The organism is Herbivorax alkaliphila (assembly GCF_030848475.1).
GTDB lineage: Bacteria > Bacillota > Clostridia > Acetivibrionales > Acetivibrionaceae > Herbivorax.
Genome location: NZ_JAVDDS010000062.1, coordinates 1 through 18606, shown reverse-complemented (window position 1 = coordinate 18606; position 18606 = coordinate 1). Strand labels below are relative to the sequence as shown.

The window sequence follows — 18606 nt, the reverse complement described above, 5'->3', positions numbered from 1 at the left end:
GCTTATTATGGAAGCTTTTTGAAGCAAATTATTTTTTTATCTTATTCTAAGACTCCACCTTTTATAAGGTGGAGTTGAGTCTCCATCTGAAGCCTCGATGTTTAGCTTTAGCTAAACGAGTTCACTCTTGTATATTATAAAGAAAAATTTCAGCCCTTGTGATGAGGATTCTTTTTAACTATTTTAAAAGCTCTCTCAATCATTTTACCAACTCTAGTCCTCAAATTTGTAAAATATTCATTATTTACATTTTTATCCATGAAATTCGAGCAATAATTTGGCTTTAATTCATTAAGAACAATTGCAGCAACATCAGCTAAACAAATCCAGCATTTACAATATCCATTTTTCTGCATATTTTCAGTGTCTTTTATAAATTCCTCTAATTCTTTTAATACAATATTTTCTGTTAGATTTTCTAGGCCTGCATGTGTGTACAAACTATCTTTTAATTCGCTCATATTATTATCTCCTATCATAAATTATTTTATATAATAGTTATCGGAAAAAACAAATTCTATTTTATCAAATTAGTTTATTCTATTAAAAGCTCGGAAGCTATTTAGCTTACCGAGCTTTTAATTATTTCACTACATTCTAAAACTAGAAAACAATTTAATTTTCATCTGTATCATCTTCTCCTTCAACAGCTATTTCAACACTTGAAATAGATATATTATCATTATCACTTGCACTCAATGTAACAATATACATACCACCAGCATCAAAAATAACTTCTGTAGAAAAACTATCCTTATTCTCTATATTTACGCTATCAGCATCTCCTTCGGTTACTTCCCAGTCAAAAATCATATTTCCTTCACCTTTTACCTTAGCAGTAAGCAGTGTAGGTTCTCCAATTTCAGTACTAATATCAGATTCTAGTTCTATATTTGGAGCATTATTAGATTCTTTTTCTATTGTATACCCCTTTGAACCTACTGAAATATCAAATAATTTAGGACTATATCCATCTGAAGAAATCCTAAATTCAACCTGAATTTTAATATATCTTCCATTTGGAATGTTAAAGTCACTATAGTTTGAAACCTCAACAGGTTCACTATAAGTTTTATTATCCTTACTACTTGAAACACTTACATTTAATTCTCCATCATTGTATACTTCTCCATTCCAACAAATATTCCCCCATTTAGTATCTGAATTTTTACTGTCAAACACTACTTCCCATGTACCAGAATCAATACTATCATAAACTGGCAATTCAATACCATCTGCCTCTATAAGAATTAATTGATCATCTCTATCAACATAAGTAAATTTTGTATCTTTCATCAGAGAAACTAAATCACCATCTTCAAGATTTTCAAACTCAAAGAATAATGATTTTGTATTTTTTTCTCCCATGTTTAATCTACTGTGATTCCATTGATATGTTATACTAGCATCTTCATTTTCAATTATATTGTTTGGTTCTTGTTCTACATTCATGTTTTCAGCTATGTCATCAGACAAAGTAGTTTGAATTAAAATATCTTCTCCTGCTTTATCAAATATTCCTACTTCATCACCTGAACGATACATCATTTCTTCTAGTTCTTCCATTGTTGGAGAAAAAGAATATGTTCCATTTGTTATTTCTGCAATATCTTTAAGTAATTCCTGATCAGTTCCACTGCCAAGCCCTACACATAGCACTACTATATCTTTTTCTTTTGCTCGTTCTGCCTGTTGGATTATTTGTGAATAACTCCATCTGTTATCATCACCATCAGTTAATAATAAAATTGCTTTTTGATGATCAGAATAAGCATTTTCTAAAAGTAAATCAATAGACTCTCTCAATGCCAATCCTATAGCAGTTCCATCCCAAGGAGAAGGAGGTGTAGCATCTATACCTTTCATTAGTAGTTCCTTGTCATAAGTAAATTCCTGTTGGATCCAAGCACTTCCTGCAAACCCTAGTACTGCACCTCTGTCAAAAGGCTGAAGCATGTTTACAACACTTTTTGAGGCTTCCATCGCAAAATCTAAACGATTAGGACTTTCCACAACATTATCCGTATTTCCCCATTCCATACTTCCTGAATCATCTATTGCAATTACCATATCAATGGGAACTCTATCAAGTAACTCTGGATCACCCTTACCAGTCATTTTAAGTAAAACATCAACTTCATCACTTTCTGAAGAAAGATAAGATTTTCCAGCAATAGTTTCAAATTCTATATAAATTGAGTCTTCTATATCCCCATATACACTACTAATAGCATTATTTTCAATTTCTATATCTTTAAGCACCAATGTATCCTCTACTCTTGTACTTAAATTATAGAAATGTCCTTCATTGAAGTCTTCTGTTGATGAATATGTACGACCTGCAACTACAGGCTGTGGTGTAACCCTTCTGCTTCCTTCTCTAGCACGTGGTGTAGCTTTAGGTGTTGGTGTTGGCTCTTCTGGCGTTTCTGTAGGACTTGGTGTTGGTGTTTCCAGTGGAGCTTGTGGAATTTGCTCTTCTGGAATTTCAATATAACCGTATACTATATCAAGCATTTTAACTGCTTCCGCCCTTGTTACCAATCTAGAAGGCTTGAATGTACCGTCTGGATAACCTTTAATTACCTTTTGAGAAGCAAGACTTTTAATGCTTTCGTATGCATACTCTGGAAATTCATCTTCGTCTTGAAACTTAATTTCATCAGTTCCTTCTAAAAAATTTACATCAAAAAGTCTAGCTGCTAGTACCGCAGCATCTTGACGACTTATATTATCCATCGGCCTAAATGTTCCGTCCTCAAAGCCTTGTATTAGTTTTTCCTTTGAAGCATAAGCAATTGAATTATAGAACCAATCTTCTTTTTTAACATCAGAAAAATTTAAATCTACTGACTTTTCTGCTTGTTTGAAAATATTTACAACCATGGCAGTAAACTCTGCTCTATTTATAAATCTATCTGGACGAAAAAGTCCATCATCATAACCCACAACCCAGTCATTTTCTATAAATTTTTCAATAACATCACGACACCAGTGTTCCTCAATGTCTGAAAAAATTTGTTTTTGCTGTCCATCCAAATTTATCTCTGCATAAACACAAGATAAACCAGTTAAACACATACATAAAATTACAAAATAAGAAATAATGCTTTTTTTTACTCCCATTTTTTCTCCCCCTTTAATTTTATTTTATAACACGTTGATTTTATCATCCAAAACTCTAAATGTAAAGATTTGTTTAAATTAATTTATCATTGATTTTCTGACAAAATTCTTGCTACAACACTAAAATAGTCATTATCACTTTTAAATTCTCTTTCTCCACTATCATTTTCTATATGCTCAAAAAGTGCACTTACATCTTGATTTGCTACAGTCCATGTTGAAGTCACGATTCCAACTTCGATACCACTTCCATAATATTTGTTAACCTTTTGCCCTACTCCTTTTCCCTTTGTATTATTCCCTATTATTTTTACTCTGTCCTGATCGTACTCTTTTAATGTAAATGCCAGTATTTCAGCACAAGAAGCTGTTGTTCCGTCCACTAAAAATATAATGTCATCAAAATTATAATTATTTCCTTTCGAAAAATACGTTGTCCTTAAATATCTTTCATGGGAAGTCATAATTTCTTCACCTTCTGGCAAAAGCAATGATGCTGAATCTATTAATACATCTCTTCTACCACCCCTGTTACCTCTTAAATCAATTATCAAAGTATCATTCTTTTTTTCTTCCAATCTCTTCTCAAAGACTTTGAAATTACACTCATCAAACTCTGATATTTCAATATATTCAAATATTTCAGTCCCTTGATCTTCAAAAATAGACTCTTCATCACTATCACTTTCACACTCATCAACTTCTTTTTTTACATCTTCCTCTATATTAATATATGAATACAACATATCGTTTTCTCTACTAAGCATAATTGCTTCGTTTAAATACTCTTCTACATCACTTTTTTTAATTAATAATTTATCTAACATATTATCTTTAACGCTAATATATTCTTCCTTATCCAAAAAAGAGGTGTTAAGACTCTTTTCTTCAAGAAAATTCACTATATCCTCTGCATCGGATTTATATACATAAGTTCCATTAGTGTAAAGAATACTTTTTGAAAAACTATAAAAGTTTAACATTGCTGCTTGAGCAATAACTACAACACATACAATATACCCTATGTTCTTTATCGAATTATTTTTACTTGATATAAGATAGTATAGACAATTTACAAAAACACCTGCAAAGAAAACCAATCCAGCCCACTGTCTTGAAAACAAAAGAAGAATAATTAATGCTACCACTAAAAACATGTTTACAGTGTTAAAAGGCTTTTTAAGTTTATACTTTTTTATTTTCATGTTTTATTCCCCCATATAAGAATTATCGACACGTTCTATAAAATTATATCATAATTCTTACTATAAAAAATAAAATACTGCAATAAATTAAATAAAAAAACAGGTTCTAAAACCTGTTTTTTTAATGCCTAAGAAAAGTGCATTGCTTTCTGGCATCAAAAAAGTCTACCGAAAGGCTGTACTTTAAAGAATTACCTTGGCTTTAAATCGGCGAAGCCGACTTTTTTATTTATACAAAATTCTTTCTAAATTAAGTATATTCACCAAATCATATTATTCATTTATAAATCTTTTCAACAAACCTTTGTCTGCACAATATAGATAGGCATTTTCTTTTGATATTTTCCCTTTTTTGTATAAATGTGCTATATCTTTATCCAAAAGCTGCATTCCTTGACTTACTCCTGTATGAATGCAGGAATTAATTCCAACTCCCTTTCCCTCTCTAATTAAATTGCTTATAGCAGGCGTTACCATCATAATTTCAAATGCTGCAACTCTTCCTCTATTATCTATTTGAGGAATAAGCCTTTGGGATATAACGGCTTTTAAGGCTCCAGCCACCTGAGTTCTAACCTGTTGTTGTTGATCTGCTGGAAATACGTCTATAAGCCTGTCAATGGTTTTTGCTCCTCCAAGTGTGTGCAATGTTGAAAAAACAAGATTACCTGTTTCCGCCGCAGTTACAGCTATACTCATTGACTCAACATCTCTCATCTCACCTATAAATATTACATCTGGATCTTCTCTTAATGAAGACCTTAAGGCATTTGCATATGTCCTGCTGTCTTTTCCTATTTCTCTTTGATTGACTATACACTTTTTATGCTCAAAAGCAAATTCAATTGGATCTTCTAATGTCAATATATGTCCATCTTTTGTCGAGTTAATTTCATCTATTATAGATGCCATAGTTGTAGATTTACCACTTCCTGTAGGTCCTGTAACCAATATTAGTCCCTCTCTAATTTCACATATATCCCTTATTATCGAAGGAAAGCCCAGCTCTTCAAATGTTGGTATTTCAGACGGAAGTACTCTAAAAGCCATTGCTATACAGCCCTTTTGAAAAAAAGCATTTACTCTGAATCTAGAAATAGCAGGAATAGAAATGGTATAATCAACCTCTCCCTTTGATAAAAGTTGTTCATATTTTTCATTGTTAAGAGTCTCCCTTGCATAATGACAAGTATCATTTTCTGATAACTTATCTGCTGGAATCGTCCTCATTCTGCCATTAATTCTAAAGGCTGGTGCCCTTCCCACAGTAATATGCATATCCGATGCTCTGTGTTCAACTGCAAACCTCAATAATTCTTCTAACTCGATCAAAATTATCACTCCCTGAATTCATTTTATTCTCCAGCTTCTTTATACGTATTTCTACTTTAATTAAGTTTTAATTATATCCTAAAGCTCCTATATTTAGCTAATCTAAGGAAGTTCTCTTTTGCAAAATTCATACTATATCTTCAACTGCATGTTTTTTTCCTCTAAATATGCATATGATAGCATTACATAAAAGTTTAGTCAACAAAATACTCTAAAATCTTTTAAAATGCCACATTATTAATTTTGACATATTTGCATATAGTATTGTATTATTATATATGTTCACAGTAACAATATTTATTAGAATTCTAATCTAAAATTTTTTTAGATTAGACAACATAATTTAGAAAGGGTTGAATGTATCATGAAAAATATATTAATTGTAATTGCTGTTGTCGCTGCTGTAATACTAATTCCTGTATTGATTTTTATAGGTTCATATAACGGCTTGATAAACAGAAATGAAGAGGTCAAACTAAAATATAGCGAAATCGAAACTCAACTTCAACGTAGAAATGACCTGATACCAAATTTAGTGGAAACGGTAAAAGGTTTTGCATCTCATGAGGAGGAAATTTTTTCAAACGTTTCTGAGGCACGTGCAAAACTTGCAGGTGCAAATACTGTAGAAGAAACAGCAGAAGCAGATGCACAAATGACTGGTGCACTTTCAAGACTTTTAGCAATTTCAGAAGATTATCCTGAACTTAAATCAGATGAAAATTTCAGACAACTTGCAGACGAACTTGCAGGTACTGAAAACAGGATAGCTTTTGCTAGAACTCAATATAATGAAGCTGCGTACGATTATGCCAGATACAAAAGAAGATTTCCACATACAATTGTTGCTAATATGTTTGATTTTGAAAACTATGATCCTTTTGAAGCATCTGAAGAAGCACGTGAAGTACCGGATGTTAGTTTTTAAGTACAAACCCTATTGGCTTACATTCAAGAAAAGAGGGGAAGCTTCACCCCTCTTTAAATATTAATTTTTTTAGGGACGTGATTAATTTTGAGAAAAAAACTTTCAATATTGTTTATATCTTTACTGTGCCTTTTTATTTTTAGTAACTATTCATCAGCACAAGATTATCCTGATGCAACCCAGGAATTTTACGTGAATGACTTTGCAAATGTTTTGGATTCACCTACAAAAAAATACATTGTGGATTTTAGCCACAACTTAGAACAGCAAACAAAAGCACAGGTTGTGGTAGTCACTGTCGATAGTCTTGAAGGCCAACCTTTAGAAATATATTCATATGGTCTTTTTAATGACTGGAAGATAGGAGATTCTTCATTGGATAATGGTGTCTTGATTTTAGTATCTGTTGGGGACAGATCATCTAGAATAGAAGTCGGACGCGGCCTTGAGGGAGCTCTTCCAGATGGCAAAACAGGTAGAATCCAGGATAATTATATGATACCTCATTTTTTAAACCACGATTACTCTCAAGGTATTAAGCTAGGTTATTCTGTAATTATGAATGAAGTTTTTGAGGAGTATGGAATTGATAGTTCTAATTTTGAAACAACCTTAGAACTTCCACCAGAAGAACATTCATCAACTATTTTTGATATTTTTGTTTTTATAATTGTTGCATTGGTACTTGTCATTGACTGGATTTTCTTTAAAGGTCGTATTACAAGATCTCTCTTTAAACTTTTGTTATTAATATCCATGTTCAGTAGACGTGGTAGATATAATAGAGGATCAGGCGGATTCTCCGGCGGTGGAGGCACCTTCGGAGGCGGCGGTAGAAGCGGCGGCGGTGGTAGTTCTCGAAGATGGTAAATACCAAAAGAGAGTGGAGTAAATAACACAACCTGTAATTCACTTCACTCTCATCAATTTTCTATGTTTAACCTATATACCTTCTCAATCCATCCTTATCTACACAAAAAGCATATGCGTCATCTCTTGAAATTTTGCCCTGTTCATACAAGTCTGCTATGTTTTTGTCTATTAACTGCATACCCTGATTAAACCCTGTCTGAATACATGAGTTAATACCTGTAGCTTTTCCTTCTCTTATGAGATTGCTTATGGCTGGAGTAACAACCATAATTTCAAAGGCAGCCACTCTTCCCCTATGCTCAATATCTGGAATAAGTCTTTGAGAAATAACGGCTTTTAATGCACCTGAAACCTGAACTCTTATTTGCTGTTGTTGATCTGCTGGAAATACATCTATAAGCCTATCTAGGGTTTTTGCTGCACCTAGAGTGTGAAGAGTTGACAAGACAAGATGTCCGGTTTCTGCTGCTGTAACAGCTATGCTAATGGACTCAACATCTCTCATCTCGCCTATAAATATAACATCCGGGTCTTCTCTAAGAGAGGCCTTTAGTGCTCTTGCATATGTTTTACTGTCCTGTCCCATTTCCCTTTGGTTTACAATACAATTTTGATGTTTAAACACATACTCTACTGGATCTTCTAACGTTAGAATATGTCCACCTTTGTTTAAGTTTATTTCATTTATGATAGATGCCATTGTAGTTGATTTTCCGCTTCCAGTAGGTCCTGTAACCAATATCAATCCTTCTTTTGTTTTGCATAAATCTTTAATTATAGGTGGAAGATTTAAAGTTTCAATTGTAGGAACGCTAGAAGATAACACTCTAAAAACCATTGCCACAGATCCCCGTTGAAAAAAAGCATTTACACGGAACCTTGAAACACCTGGAACGGTCATAGAGCAGTCTACATCTCCCTCTGTCATAAGTTGATCAAATTTTTCCTGTTCAAGGCATTCCCTTGCATATTGTTTTGTTTCTTCTGGTGTGAGTTCTTGTGCATCGATTGGTGCCATGTCTCCATTAATTCTGAAAGAAGGGGCTCTTCCTACTGTAATATGTATGTCAGAAGCCTTTTCATCAACGCCCATTCTTAATAATTCCTTTAGTTCAATCATAACGGCATTCTCCTTCTTTGTGAATTTCAGCATCCACTTATTTTATCGGAAGAATAGACCTTTAGTTTTACTGCTTTTTTGCAGGAATTGATATGTAAAATGCAGTTCCCCCATCTTTTGCATCTTCAAACCACATTTCACCTCTATATTTACCCTTAATTGTTGAATAGGACAAAAGAAGACTTAATCCTGTTCCGTTCTTTCCCTTTGACGTTATCATATGCTTAAATATTTTGTCCTTATATTCACTAAAAATACCCCTTCCATAATCTCTAATTTTAAATACCACCATGTTTCCATCTAAATACACAAACATATTTACACGGTAAGCATTCTCATCCTTTTCATCATATGACTCAACTGCATTAATGATAAGATTATCAATTATTTGTACTAAATTGGCCAAAGCACCTTCTATAAGTATTTTAGTATTTATATTTGTCTCAATATTTAAATTGCATTTTTTTAATTTAATACTATTTTGAACTAAAAATTCAACTTTATCTATAAGTTCACTTACTGAAAATTCATTTGTAGTATCTGAATTCAACTGAACTGCCTGTCTCTTAACAGTAGAAATAACCCCTGACATATATGAGTTATAATCTTTTAATCTCTTTATCCACATTTTCATTTCATCTGAAATTTCATGGTGGTCAACGTTGGTCACATTAGAATCTCCTATCGACTCTTTATACTCATTTACTAAATCCTCAATAACAGAGGTTGCACCAGATATAGACATAATAGGAGTCATAAGGTTATGGGATATCCCTCCTATTAAATGCCCCAGTGAAGCTAAACGTTCACTTTCTAAAAGCACTTTCTGCATATTTTCTCTTTCTAAAAGCATAAGAGCGCCCTTTAATGAATTGCTGACCTGACCTCTTAATGGTTCAAAGTCAAGTACATCATCATTTACAATCTCAATACATATAAATCCAAAATGTTCATTATTAAAAAACAAAGGATTTACAAGATAAATAAACCTTCTGTCATTAGGAATATAGCAATCAGGAACTATATCCTTAGTATTAAAATATTTTATGTTCTCTTCTATATATTCAGCTTTTTTTTCGTTATAAAAAGCATATATAAGCTCAGACTTTTTTGGAACTTCATAAGATAAGTCAAATAAATAGTGATCTTTATAGATAACTGTGCCCTCTGCATATGTTGAAATAAAACAGCTTCTCAAATTACATATTTTTAAAATCTCAGTAATTTTATTATATAAACTTTCCAATGAATAAGTTTGTATGTTTTCATGCATACTAATATTAGGAACTAACCTTAAATAACTATCCGAAATATTACTTGAGGCTTTATCAGGTTTACACCCACATGTTTCTCTTACAACCAAAGCAGAAGGTACTTTAACAACTCTATCTGTTTTTTTTCCATCAATTTTATCAAGAATCATTCTTATTGAGCAATCGCAAATTTCTTCAAAGGGTTGTCTTACAGTTGTAAGAGGTGGTTTTGTAAAACTCGAATTAATTGAATCATCAAATCCACATATTACATTCTTTTTGGAAACATCAAAATTGTGTACTTTAGACAAATCTTTTAATGCTTTTGTAGCTCCTAATGCCATATCATCATTTGAAAAAACAATAGCATCATAATAAATATCTTTAATAACTATGTCTTTCATTATTTCATATCCTGTACGGGAAATAAAATCGCCTTCAAAAATAATATCTTGATCTATCTTTATATCGTTTTCTTTTAAAACTTCCAAATATGCATCATACCGTTCAATTGCTTCAAGATTATTTTTAGGTCCTCTAACAAATGCTATTTTTCTATAACCATGGTGATTTACCAAATGTCTTATCTCTTCTTTCATCCCCTCTTTGTTATCAATCAGTATGTTTGAAGCATCAGATAGCACCTTTCCTATTGATACAAGAGGTATACCTTTAAAACGGCTTATAAATAACTTAAACTCCGATTCATCTATAAAACTGGTAATTGCTGAAGAAGTCATTATTAATCCGTCAATTCTGCTTTTATCTACAAAACCATATACAATAGTGTGATTCCCATCAGCTTCTGCATTATATTTTAAAGCTCTTCCGTCATAGACAATTAAATTGCAATCATATTGCTCTGACGCTTTCTTCATCATCAGCCAAAAATGAGTCAAATAATTCCCATCTATACCTGTAACCATAACCCCAATAGTTTTTCGCTTCTTCATAATCTCACTCCTAAATAAGGTGTTTTATCTCGTATAGGATATTCTTTTTGCTATAAACACAACACAACCTATAATGATAACAAGACCTGTTACAGCAGTAAATACAGTGATTAAAGATGAAGGGTTTTCATAAAATATAGTAAACCCTATGCCTATTAAAAAAAGACAAATTGCAAATTCTAAAATATTGAAAAAAGAATAAAACCTAATTCTTTTCTTTATTATTTTATGTATCTCTTTTTTTTCCACACCCTCAAAAGACCAGTCTTTTAAATCCTTTTCATACTCTTTTAATCTCAATGCAAACATCAAAAGTACAACAACTACTAACACTCCAATGGCAGTTAGTTCTACTGAAAGATAATTTTCAATTTCCTTTGAACCAATTAAAATTTTTGAATGGGGCAAAACTGCAAAAGAACAAAAAAGTATACATACAATTGCCACTGCTTTGTAAATACTTTTTCTAAGGTAATATGCTAAAACCGCAAACAATACAGCTGTCAAATTTGTAAAGATTAAAATTCCCATATTCAAACCTTCTTTAGTTAATATGGCTCTTTGATATGGTGGAGTACTGCATAATAAATAATATGAAATTATATATGCAAAAGTCATCATTAATATAGTTGCTGTTAACAATTTGTGTCTCACGTATTTCCCACCACCTGTTTTAAAAGTGCACCTGTTAAACTTTCTTTTACAGGATTCCAGTCAATCCAAATACATTTTTTTCTCAAATCTTTAGATATAATTCTATTCATTGTTTGCAAAATATCTGAAGCAATTTTTTCTGGTTTATTTTCAGCCATCAATTCATATCCTATAATATTTAATAACAATACGCTTGGAAGCAAGCCATTTCTGCTTGTATAATGTGACATAGTCTCCACTGCTTTTTTAATTTCATAATAATTGTTGTTGCAAAACCTAGTAACAATAATAAACATCGGTCTCAGACCTGGAAAATGACCTCTAAGTGAATATACTACCTCATCAAGTGGCTTCACCAATTTATAGGAGTCATCAAATTTAGAGTAATAGTCTTTTATGTCCATTAATTCCCTTAATATTTTAAAGTACTGTTGTCTTCCTGAACCTGGAGCAACATATCCCTCATCTTCTCCCCCATATGTTACAAGTGCTAGACTACAATTTTGCTTTAAATAGTAATCACCAAGCCCGTTTACAGCTTCAATGGAATACTCTGTAACATTTTTAATATTGGTGCCATATCCCATTACTTTAGATGTGTCTAAGAAAATCCAAACAGATTTTTTACCTTCTTTCTCAAATTTATTTACCACCGGCCATATATCGCCTCTTAAAAGATTTCTAGAAGTTGCCTTCCAGTTAATTGACTTAAAAGGATCTCCAGGGTAATAAAGGCTTATTTCCTTAAAATCATGTGTAGTCATACCCATGCTGGCTAATGCTCCTTGAGGCATGGGTATCTTACTTGTCATAGATACCCCTCTCACCTTTTTTAGCTCTAAAAGTCTTGGTGTAATCTCTACAGAAATATCACTTTCACAACTTCCTCTTTCCCAGTAATAACAAACTGGATGACCGGATTTCCAAGTAGTACCATTTAAGGGGTAGACCCCTGATACAGTACACTTAATCTTATATAGAATATCTATCTCCTTAGATTTATTTCCTTTCCATACTACACAAAAATTGCTTCCATCAACTAATTCAAAGTATTGTGGAACTAAATCACATATTTGTATCGGACCAGTTCCTGACTCTATTAACACCTTTAGTTTCACATTTAATATCTCTCCAACTGTTGCTCTTTTTTTGGAAACACTCTTTTTTACAGTTATATCTTTGGGAATGTTTATAAAATATCCAACTGCTAATGATACTAAAGGAATAAATGACATAACTATTAATATGTTATTTGCAAACAAAAAACCTAATATTATAAGAGTTAAAAATACAGAGCTGACGATAAAAACATATCTCTGCATTATCAAACCCCTCCTGACTTTTCTCTTGTATAGCTGCGAGGCACTTCTGTTCTTTTAATAATAGTTTTTATAATTGCTTCCGGTCTAGTACCTTCTAATATATGTTCTACATGAAGAATTAATCTGTGAGCTAATGCATCAACAGCCATAAACTTAACATCATCCGGAACAACATAATCTCTTCCATTTATAAGAGCATGTGCCCGGGAAAGTTTTAAAAGAGCTAATCCCCCTCTTGGACTTGCACCAATTTTTACGCTGGAACTTTCTCTGGTTCTTCTGATTATTCTAGTTATGTACATAAGTACATTGTCATCTATATAAACCTTTTCAACTTCTTTCTGAATCATCAAAATTTGATTCATAGTAATTACCGGCTGTATATCAACGGTAGGGTCATCCTTTTGCCATAAAACTCTTCTTTTTAAAACCTGATATTCCTTTTCTTCACTATCTAAATAACCTAAAGACAATTTCAGCATAAACCTATCCATCTGAGCTTCTGGCAAAGGATAAGTTCCTTCCATTTCAATAGGGTTTTGAGTCGCCATAACTATAAATGGAGGCGTTAATATATGAGTTGTCCCTTCAATAGAAACCTGTCTTTCTTCCATTGCCTCAAGTAGAGCCGACTGGCTTTTTGGCATTGCTCTGTTTATTTCATCAGCAAGAAGAAAATTTGTAAATACTGGTCCCTTTTCAAGTTCAAATCCTATAGAAGTCCCCTTCCATATTTTTGTACCTAAAACATCCGAAGGCATCAAGTCAGGAGTAAACTGAATCCTTTTCCATTCACACCCTGTTACTTTGGCAAGAATTTTTACCAGCAAAGTTTTTCCAAGTCCTGGATTGTCCTCAAAAAGTATATGTCCCCCTGCTAAAAAACTACATAATATTTTTTTTACAGCAGATTTATCCCCTGTTACAAAAACTTTCCCTATCTCATCAATTGTTTTTTGGCTTAATTGATGGAACTGTTCTATATTCATAATGTTTTCCCCTTCCATAAAACTCTAAATTATTTGTAACATACTCTATCACCCTAGTCCTGTTTTGCTTGTTTCTTTCTTTAATAACACTGTAACTTTTTTTTGACATCACTTCTGAAACCTCAATATCCTTATACTCTAAAACAGGAGCTATTATTTTGCTCGCTGTAACCACAGGAATTTCAACTTTATATGCCATATAAAAAAGATAGGAAGTTAACCCGCTTTTTTTTCCTGTTGATATAAAATCATCTACATATGCAGAAATATTAGAAATGTCCCTGATTTTGTCATACGTTATACGCTGCAAATGTTTTTTTAGTTTTACATCAGGCTCTTTTTTTACTGTACTTCTTAACTTAACTACAAGTAGTATAAAAACTACAAGCAAAACAACAAAAACCAAAATCCATGCAAACATTACATTATTAGCCAAAACAATCCTCCTAACATCAAGTAATATAAAAAGCACTCCACTTATAATCATAAATTTTAATAGATGGTTTTTTTTTAACCACATGGAGATTTTCACTAACTTTAAATCCCCTGTGATATCTATTAAAGATATCAATTGTATAAGCGAAAGACTTATAAATGAAAGCATTAAAACAGCATTAATTGAATACTTTCCATCTAAATCCATAAAAAATTCTGAAAACAGAGAATTGTACATAAAATCCACAGTAATCCCCGCTATAATATAAGAAACTGCTATGACAATACTTTCTGAATATATGTTGCTTTTATAAAAATCTTTAAGCTTGTATATAATAACTGCTATCGATAATAAAATCATTCCTGAGCTTGCATTTTTTAAATTTTCACTTTCAGAAACAAAATAAAAAAACAAAAATGCAGCCAGACCTGTTCCAAGTATAATAATGGCATTTCCTGCAAGTTCCATTCCCTTTCCCTTGAGGAAAAAAACAAGAAACTTTCTAATGCTAACTACTAAAAGTAATACTCCTACAGAAAATATTAAAAAATATACCTGTTCCCTTGCATAGTACCATCGGGCTTCAGGCCATAAAAAGTAGTACCAAGAAAATAACATAAGCACACTAAAAATCACTGGGTAAATTGCAATTTTTTTTAAAGACTCATCTTTTTCCTGTGTTCTTTTAAAGTACATTTTATTCCTCCGATAACTTTTCCACTTTTCTTAAAATCACATTGATTTATAATTTTCAAGCATAGTTAAAAACATTTCATAATCATTTCTGTCAACAACTTCTTCGCTGTATACCGCCTTTTCTAAAACAACAAATATTCTTCCTAAAACTTTATATTTTTTATCTAAAACCTTTGATTTCAAGGAATGATATACTTCTCTTAATGTCAATGTAGAACTGATTTCAAAATCCTCATTTAGTACATCTTTTAAAAATCTTTTTCCTAAAGATATAACTTCTTCTCTATATATTACAATATTTATCTGTCTTGATACAGGAAAAATGTTGTTCCCTGAAATATTAATTCTGTATTTTCCTTTCTTGTGGAAAACTGCCCTCTTTTCAGAGCCATTACCTTTATCATCTGTAAACCTTATTAGTAGTTCATCTTCAACCCCCCAAACATTAGGTAAGTTTTCTTTTATAAAGGGAAATTCAATAAACAACTTTTGTGTCTTTTTTTGCTTATTTATCAAAAAGTTATTATTTGAAGTCAAATTAAAATCATTTCCAACCCCAGCTGGAACTAATTGTGCTTTTCTTAAAAACAGCACCTTTTTCATTTTTATAAACAAAAGGATAATAGCTGCTAATAAAAACAGTAAAAGAATTATCCCCCCTATAATTCCAGCAGGCATTAACTTCCAAACCACTAAGTTTTCTTTAGCACTGGAAGGATAATAAAAATCTGTTCCATTAAATTTTACCTCATAAGGCAATAAATATTTTTTTGCAAATAACAAATTTTTATCAGGAGAAAGAGTATCAGTAATATCAATTTCTATCTCTTTTCTAAAAATACCATCTTTTATAGAGTGAGTTTCTTCAAATAAATCAATGCTTTCAAATGCCACATGTATAGGAAATCCTTCTAAACCCTCTTTAGAATATTCATCTAAAATCCTTCCCTCTAAATCAAACTTAACACCTGTTATTGTGTTTTTTGAATTCAATTCTAAATAAGTGTCTGTTACCACTTTTAAATCTGGATCACTAGATGAAGTTCTGTATGTGTCATCTTCAAGAAGCTCTGCAATTACATGATAATTTCCAGGAGTTGTTATATCCTTTACTTCACATTCAATTTCAAAATATCCATTTTCAACATTTGCTTTTGCATATGAAAGATATGGATTCTCCTTATCTTCTTTTACATATATAAGCACCTGTAAACCATCTAATAAATTTCCATGTGAATCTTTTACCGTCCCCTTAACGTTAAAGCTTGTTCCCCTTTTTGCTATAGGGTCAGCATGGGTTATCTCTGTCTCAGTAGACTCTGGCGGAGTATAAAAAGGATAGCTGGCAAAAACGTCCATAGGCACCCATCCAAATTCTTCGAATTTAATTTCAGGATAAATATACCTCTGATCTCCATATACTATCTGATATGGTTTTGTATCATCAATTCTGTAACCCACAGCTAATCTACACGGAATGCCAATAGCCCTTAAAATAAAAGTATAAGATGATAAAAAATCTAGGCTATTTCCCACTTTTCCCTCTCCAAAGAGAAAAGAATTTATTCCATCGTTATCTCCATAATCATTTATAACTGAATTATCTAAAACATAGTTTTGTGAAAGATACTCTTCAACAAATTTAATTGCTTCATAATCGCTATTGCTGTTTTCTATTACAGTGTCAAGTATACCTTCAAGTTCCGTCGAATATGAAAGCTCATAATAAGACCTGTCAGTTTTAGCATTTTCTAATTGCCCCTTTGTAGGCGGCGTTTGATAAACCATTTCATAAAAACTATCTACAACGTCTTCAGCAAAATAGGTACCTGAATCTTCATATTTTAATAAATTATAATCGTATTTTAGTTCAATATTTCCTGATAACACAGGCAGATTTCCCTTTGAAGGTTCAATAGGTTTTATTTTTACAGAATTTTCAGAAAATTCTCTTTGCTTTTCTACGCCAATCATCAATTTAAGCTCGGGTTCTTCTTCTTTATCAACTATCCAGCGATTTTTATGATAATTTTCCATAACCATTACTTTTAAAAAAGGATAATTGGGTTTTCCTAAAACCTCAAACACAGGTACATGTCCTGACTTTTCTTCACTGGCATGAATACTCTTTCCTGATGAGTCTTTACCATATAAATCATCAGGCAAGTCTTGTCTTCCAGACATATCAATGTTTGGTGTGTCTTCAAAAAAATCATCATCAAACTCACCTGCATCAGGTAGCAAACTCTCGTTTTGATCTCCCGTAGCATAGTCCTCTTCAACAGAAGGATTGAATGCATCTTCTTTTTTCTCTTTAGCCTGTTCTTGCCAGTCGCTAATTTGTTCTTCTATATCACCACTTTGATCTTCTAAGCCAGATTCATCTTCTAAATTTTCAGCTTGCTCCTCTGTGTCACCTTGTTCATTATGATTATCTTGCTTTTGCTCTAAATCCTGATCTCCTGCATCTTCGTCCTCATGGTGCTTGTCAATATCCTCATTATCTATTGAGGCACTTTTATTTTCTACACCTCCTGTATCATCAGAAGAATTCAAATCCAACATAGTCACAGCCATCATTATAAGTAAGATAGATAACAACGCCACTGCAAAAAACACGGCTAATTTTATCAAGTTATTTTTTAAATTTAACTTATTAGTATCCATATATAAATATATTATATAGAATTTTATAAAATTTGTACACCTGCAACTTTATTATGCTTTTTGCTTAGTAAGCCTTTTTTTAAACTCAAAAATACTACTTATAAAGCAAATAATTTATATTATTCTAAGACCCCACCTTAAGCTCCGATGTTTAGCTTTAGCTAAACGAGTTCACTAGGGTGCATATTATTTTTTCATGTAATACTCTACAAGTTCCTCATAGTTATTTAGTTCAGCTTCCCCTCTTTTATTTAGCATATATTTGCCTCTCGATATCCTGTCAAACCACTTGTAATAGTTGTTTTGAAGAATTCCTGCTGTTTTTTCCTTATCAGTACCTAGTTCTTTTAAATCTTTTATTGTCAACACACCATGTTTTTTAAACATAGCTGCAATATGAATTGTCTTTTCCCTATAAGACGTGACAAGTTTTTTTCTTGTACTACCCCCTACATTATAGTCCCCATATCTTTCTTCAAATTCTTTAAGAACCATTTTTCTCTTTTTACTTGATTGTTTTTTACTCTTTTCCATGCTAAATGGCTTAGATGGCAAATGTTCTTCTACATATGTAAAATTCTTTTTAAATGAAACCAGCAAAAGACCTATTTCAAGCCTTTTTAATAAATAACATGTGTTTTTCCACCTCTTTGAAGTCAGTGCTTTGCTATTCTTAGGAACAGCAATATAAACATAGTCAGCCACTTTCTGTCTTGTTGCCGCCTGCAAAATAACTTCAAGATTAAGTCTCATTTTCATCTCTACAGCTAAAACTATATCATCTCTAATGGCAATAACATCAGAATGATTTACCTCGCCTTTAACTTCAAAACCTATTTTGGTAAAATACTTTTTAATTGGATTATAAAGATCTTTTTCAAGTGTTTTCACATTTTTTTCATCCATTTAAAATTCCTCTTTTTATACTTATCCTTATTTTTAAAAACATAGTTATCCTTCCCACAGCTAAAGACAGTGAGCTTGTCTTACATCCGTGTCAATGTTATATTCTTCTAATATGTTTTGATAATACTCTGCATCTTCCCTAAGTC

14 protein-coding genes are annotated in these 18606 nt (G+C 32.0%); 2 read left to right on the top strand and 12 right to left on the bottom strand.

Translation table 11 applies throughout. The features are described from left to right. Positions 1 to 149 precede the first annotated feature (149 nt). The 4 genes from RBH29_RS15765 to RBH29_RS15750 all read right to left on the bottom strand — a co-directional run bounded on the left by RBH29_RS15765 (position 150) and on the right by RBH29_RS15750 (position 5663). Positions 150 to 461, bottom strand: a complete 312-nt coding sequence (locus tag RBH29_RS15765) for a late competence development ComFB family protein (RefSeq protein ID WP_306697948.1) — start codon at positions 459 to 461, stop codon at positions 150 to 152. Between the two features lie 154 nt (positions 462 to 615). After that, positions 616 to 3126, bottom strand: a complete 2511-nt coding sequence (locus RBH29_RS15760; protein ID WP_306697945.1) for an S-layer homology domain-containing protein — start codon at positions 3124 to 3126, stop codon at positions 616 to 618. Between the two features lie 86 nt (positions 3127 to 3212). After that, on the bottom strand, positions 3213 to 4331 hold the full coding sequence (locus RBH29_RS15755; protein WP_306697943.1) for a S41 family peptidase: 1119 nt from the start codon (positions 4329 to 4331) through the stop codon (positions 3213 to 3215). Between the two features lie 273 nt (positions 4332 to 4604). Next, a complete protein-coding gene (locus RBH29_RS15750) occupies positions 4605 to 5663 on the bottom strand; it encodes a type IV pilus twitching motility protein PilT (RefSeq protein ID WP_459076797.1) in 1059 nt (352 codons plus the stop codon). A gap of 364 nt (positions 5664 to 6027) precedes the next feature. On the opposite strand from RBH29_RS15750, the gene RBH29_RS15745 reads away from it, so the two are divergent. Together RBH29_RS15745 and RBH29_RS15740 are read left to right on the top strand one after the other, a co-directional pair. Next, entirely contained in the window at positions 6028 to 6591 is a 564-nt protein-coding gene (locus tag RBH29_RS15745; protein WP_306697941.1) for a LemA family protein, read from the top strand. Positions 6592 to 6678: 87 nt separating this feature from the next. Continuing rightward, positions 6679 to 7461: a TPM domain-containing protein gene (locus RBH29_RS15740; protein ID WP_306697940.1), complete on the top strand. Its 783-nt coding sequence runs from the start codon at positions 6679 to 6681 to the stop codon at positions 7459 to 7461. 67 nt (positions 7462 to 7528) lie between these two features. Here the strand turns inward: RBH29_RS15740 and RBH29_RS15735 are convergent, their stop codons facing one another. The 8 genes from RBH29_RS15735 to RBH29_RS15700 form a co-directional block, all read right to left on the bottom strand. Continuing rightward, on the bottom strand, positions 7529 to 8584 hold the full coding sequence (locus tag RBH29_RS15735) for a type IV pilus twitching motility protein PilT (RefSeq protein WP_459076796.1): 1056 nt from the start codon (positions 8582 to 8584) through the stop codon (positions 7529 to 7531). 67 nt (positions 8585 to 8651) lie between these two features. Further along, on the bottom strand, positions 8652 to 10790 hold the full coding sequence (locus RBH29_RS15730) for a substrate-binding domain-containing protein (protein WP_306697939.1): 2139 nt from the start codon (positions 10788 to 10790) through the stop codon (positions 8652 to 8654). A 24-nt stretch (positions 10791 to 10814) separates the two neighbouring features. Next, positions 10815 to 11444, bottom strand: coding sequence for a hypothetical protein (locus RBH29_RS15725; protein ID WP_306697938.1), 630 nt, complete (start codon positions 11442 to 11444; stop codon positions 10815 to 10817). Next, positions 11441 to 12766 carry a DUF58 domain-containing protein gene (locus tag RBH29_RS15720; RefSeq protein ID WP_306697936.1) on the bottom strand — a complete coding sequence of 442 codons (1326 nt, stop codon included), beginning with the start codon at positions 12764 to 12766 and terminating at the stop codon, positions 11441 to 11443. The genes RBH29_RS15725 and RBH29_RS15720 overlap by 4 nt, the downstream gene beginning before the upstream one ends. Before the next feature lie 2 nt (positions 12767 to 12768). Continuing rightward, on the bottom strand, positions 12769 to 13755 hold the full coding sequence (locus RBH29_RS15715; protein ID WP_306697933.1) for an AAA family ATPase: 987 nt from the start codon (positions 13753 to 13755) through the stop codon (positions 12769 to 12771). Continuing rightward, positions 13712 to 14887 (bottom strand): hypothetical protein, encoded by a 1176-nt coding sequence (locus RBH29_RS15710; RefSeq protein ID WP_306697932.1) that lies wholly within the window; start codon positions 14885 to 14887, stop codon positions 13712 to 13714. The genes RBH29_RS15715 and RBH29_RS15710 overlap by 44 nt, the downstream gene beginning before the upstream one ends. Before the next feature lie 36 nt (positions 14888 to 14923). Continuing rightward, positions 14924 to 17554, bottom strand: coding sequence for a transglutaminase domain-containing protein (locus tag RBH29_RS15705; protein ID WP_306697929.1), 2631 nt, complete (start codon positions 17552 to 17554; stop codon positions 14924 to 14926). Positions 17555 to 17740: 186 nt separating this feature from the next. Beyond that, the gene (locus tag RBH29_RS15700) at positions 17741 to 18460 is read right to left on the bottom strand and encodes a DUF2161 family putative PD-(D/E)XK-type phosphodiesterase (protein ID WP_306697927.1); all 720 of its coding nucleotides are present in this window, start codon (positions 18458 to 18460) and stop codon (positions 17741 to 17743) included. Between the last annotated feature and the right edge of the window lie 146 nt (positions 18461 to 18606).

Coding starts and splice junctions, on each gene's coding strand:
- RBH29_RS15720 (WP_306697936.1), bottom strand. CDS start 12,766: ATGCAGAGATATGTTTTTATCGTCAGCTCTGTATTTTTAACTCTTATA.
- RBH29_RS15765 (WP_306697948.1), bottom strand. CDS start 461: ATGAGCGAATTAAAAGATAGTTTGTACACACATGCAGGCCTAGAAAAT.
- RBH29_RS15735 (WP_459076796.1), bottom strand. CDS start 8,584: ATGATTGAACTAAAGGAATTATTAAGAATGGGCGTTGATGAAAAGGCT.
- RBH29_RS15760 (WP_306697945.1), bottom strand. CDS start 3,126: ATGGGAGTAAAAAAAAGCATTATTTCTTATTTTGTAATTTTATGTATG.
- RBH29_RS15700 (WP_306697927.1), bottom strand. CDS start 18,460: ATGGATGAAAAAAATGTGAAAACACTTGAAAAAGATCTTTATAATCCA.
- RBH29_RS15730 (WP_306697939.1), bottom strand. CDS start 10,790: ATGAAGAAGCGAAAAACTATTGGGGTTATGGTTACAGGTATAGATGGG.
- RBH29_RS15705 (WP_306697929.1), bottom strand. CDS start 17,554: ATGGATACTAATAAGTTAAATTTAAAAAATAACTTGATAAAATTAGCC.
- RBH29_RS15755 (WP_306697943.1), bottom strand. CDS start 4,331: ATGAAAATAAAAAAGTATAAACTTAAAAAGCCTTTTAACACTGTAAAC.
- RBH29_RS15745 (WP_306697941.1), top strand. CDS start 6,028: ATGAAAAATATATTAATTGTAATTGCTGTTGTCGCTGCTGTAATACTA.
- RBH29_RS15710 (WP_306697932.1), bottom strand. CDS start 14,887: ATGTACTTTAAAAGAACACAGGAAAAAGATGAGTCTTTAAAAAAAATT.
- RBH29_RS15715 (WP_306697933.1), bottom strand. CDS start 13,755: ATGAATATAGAACAGTTCCATCAATTAAGCCAAAAAACAATTGATGAG.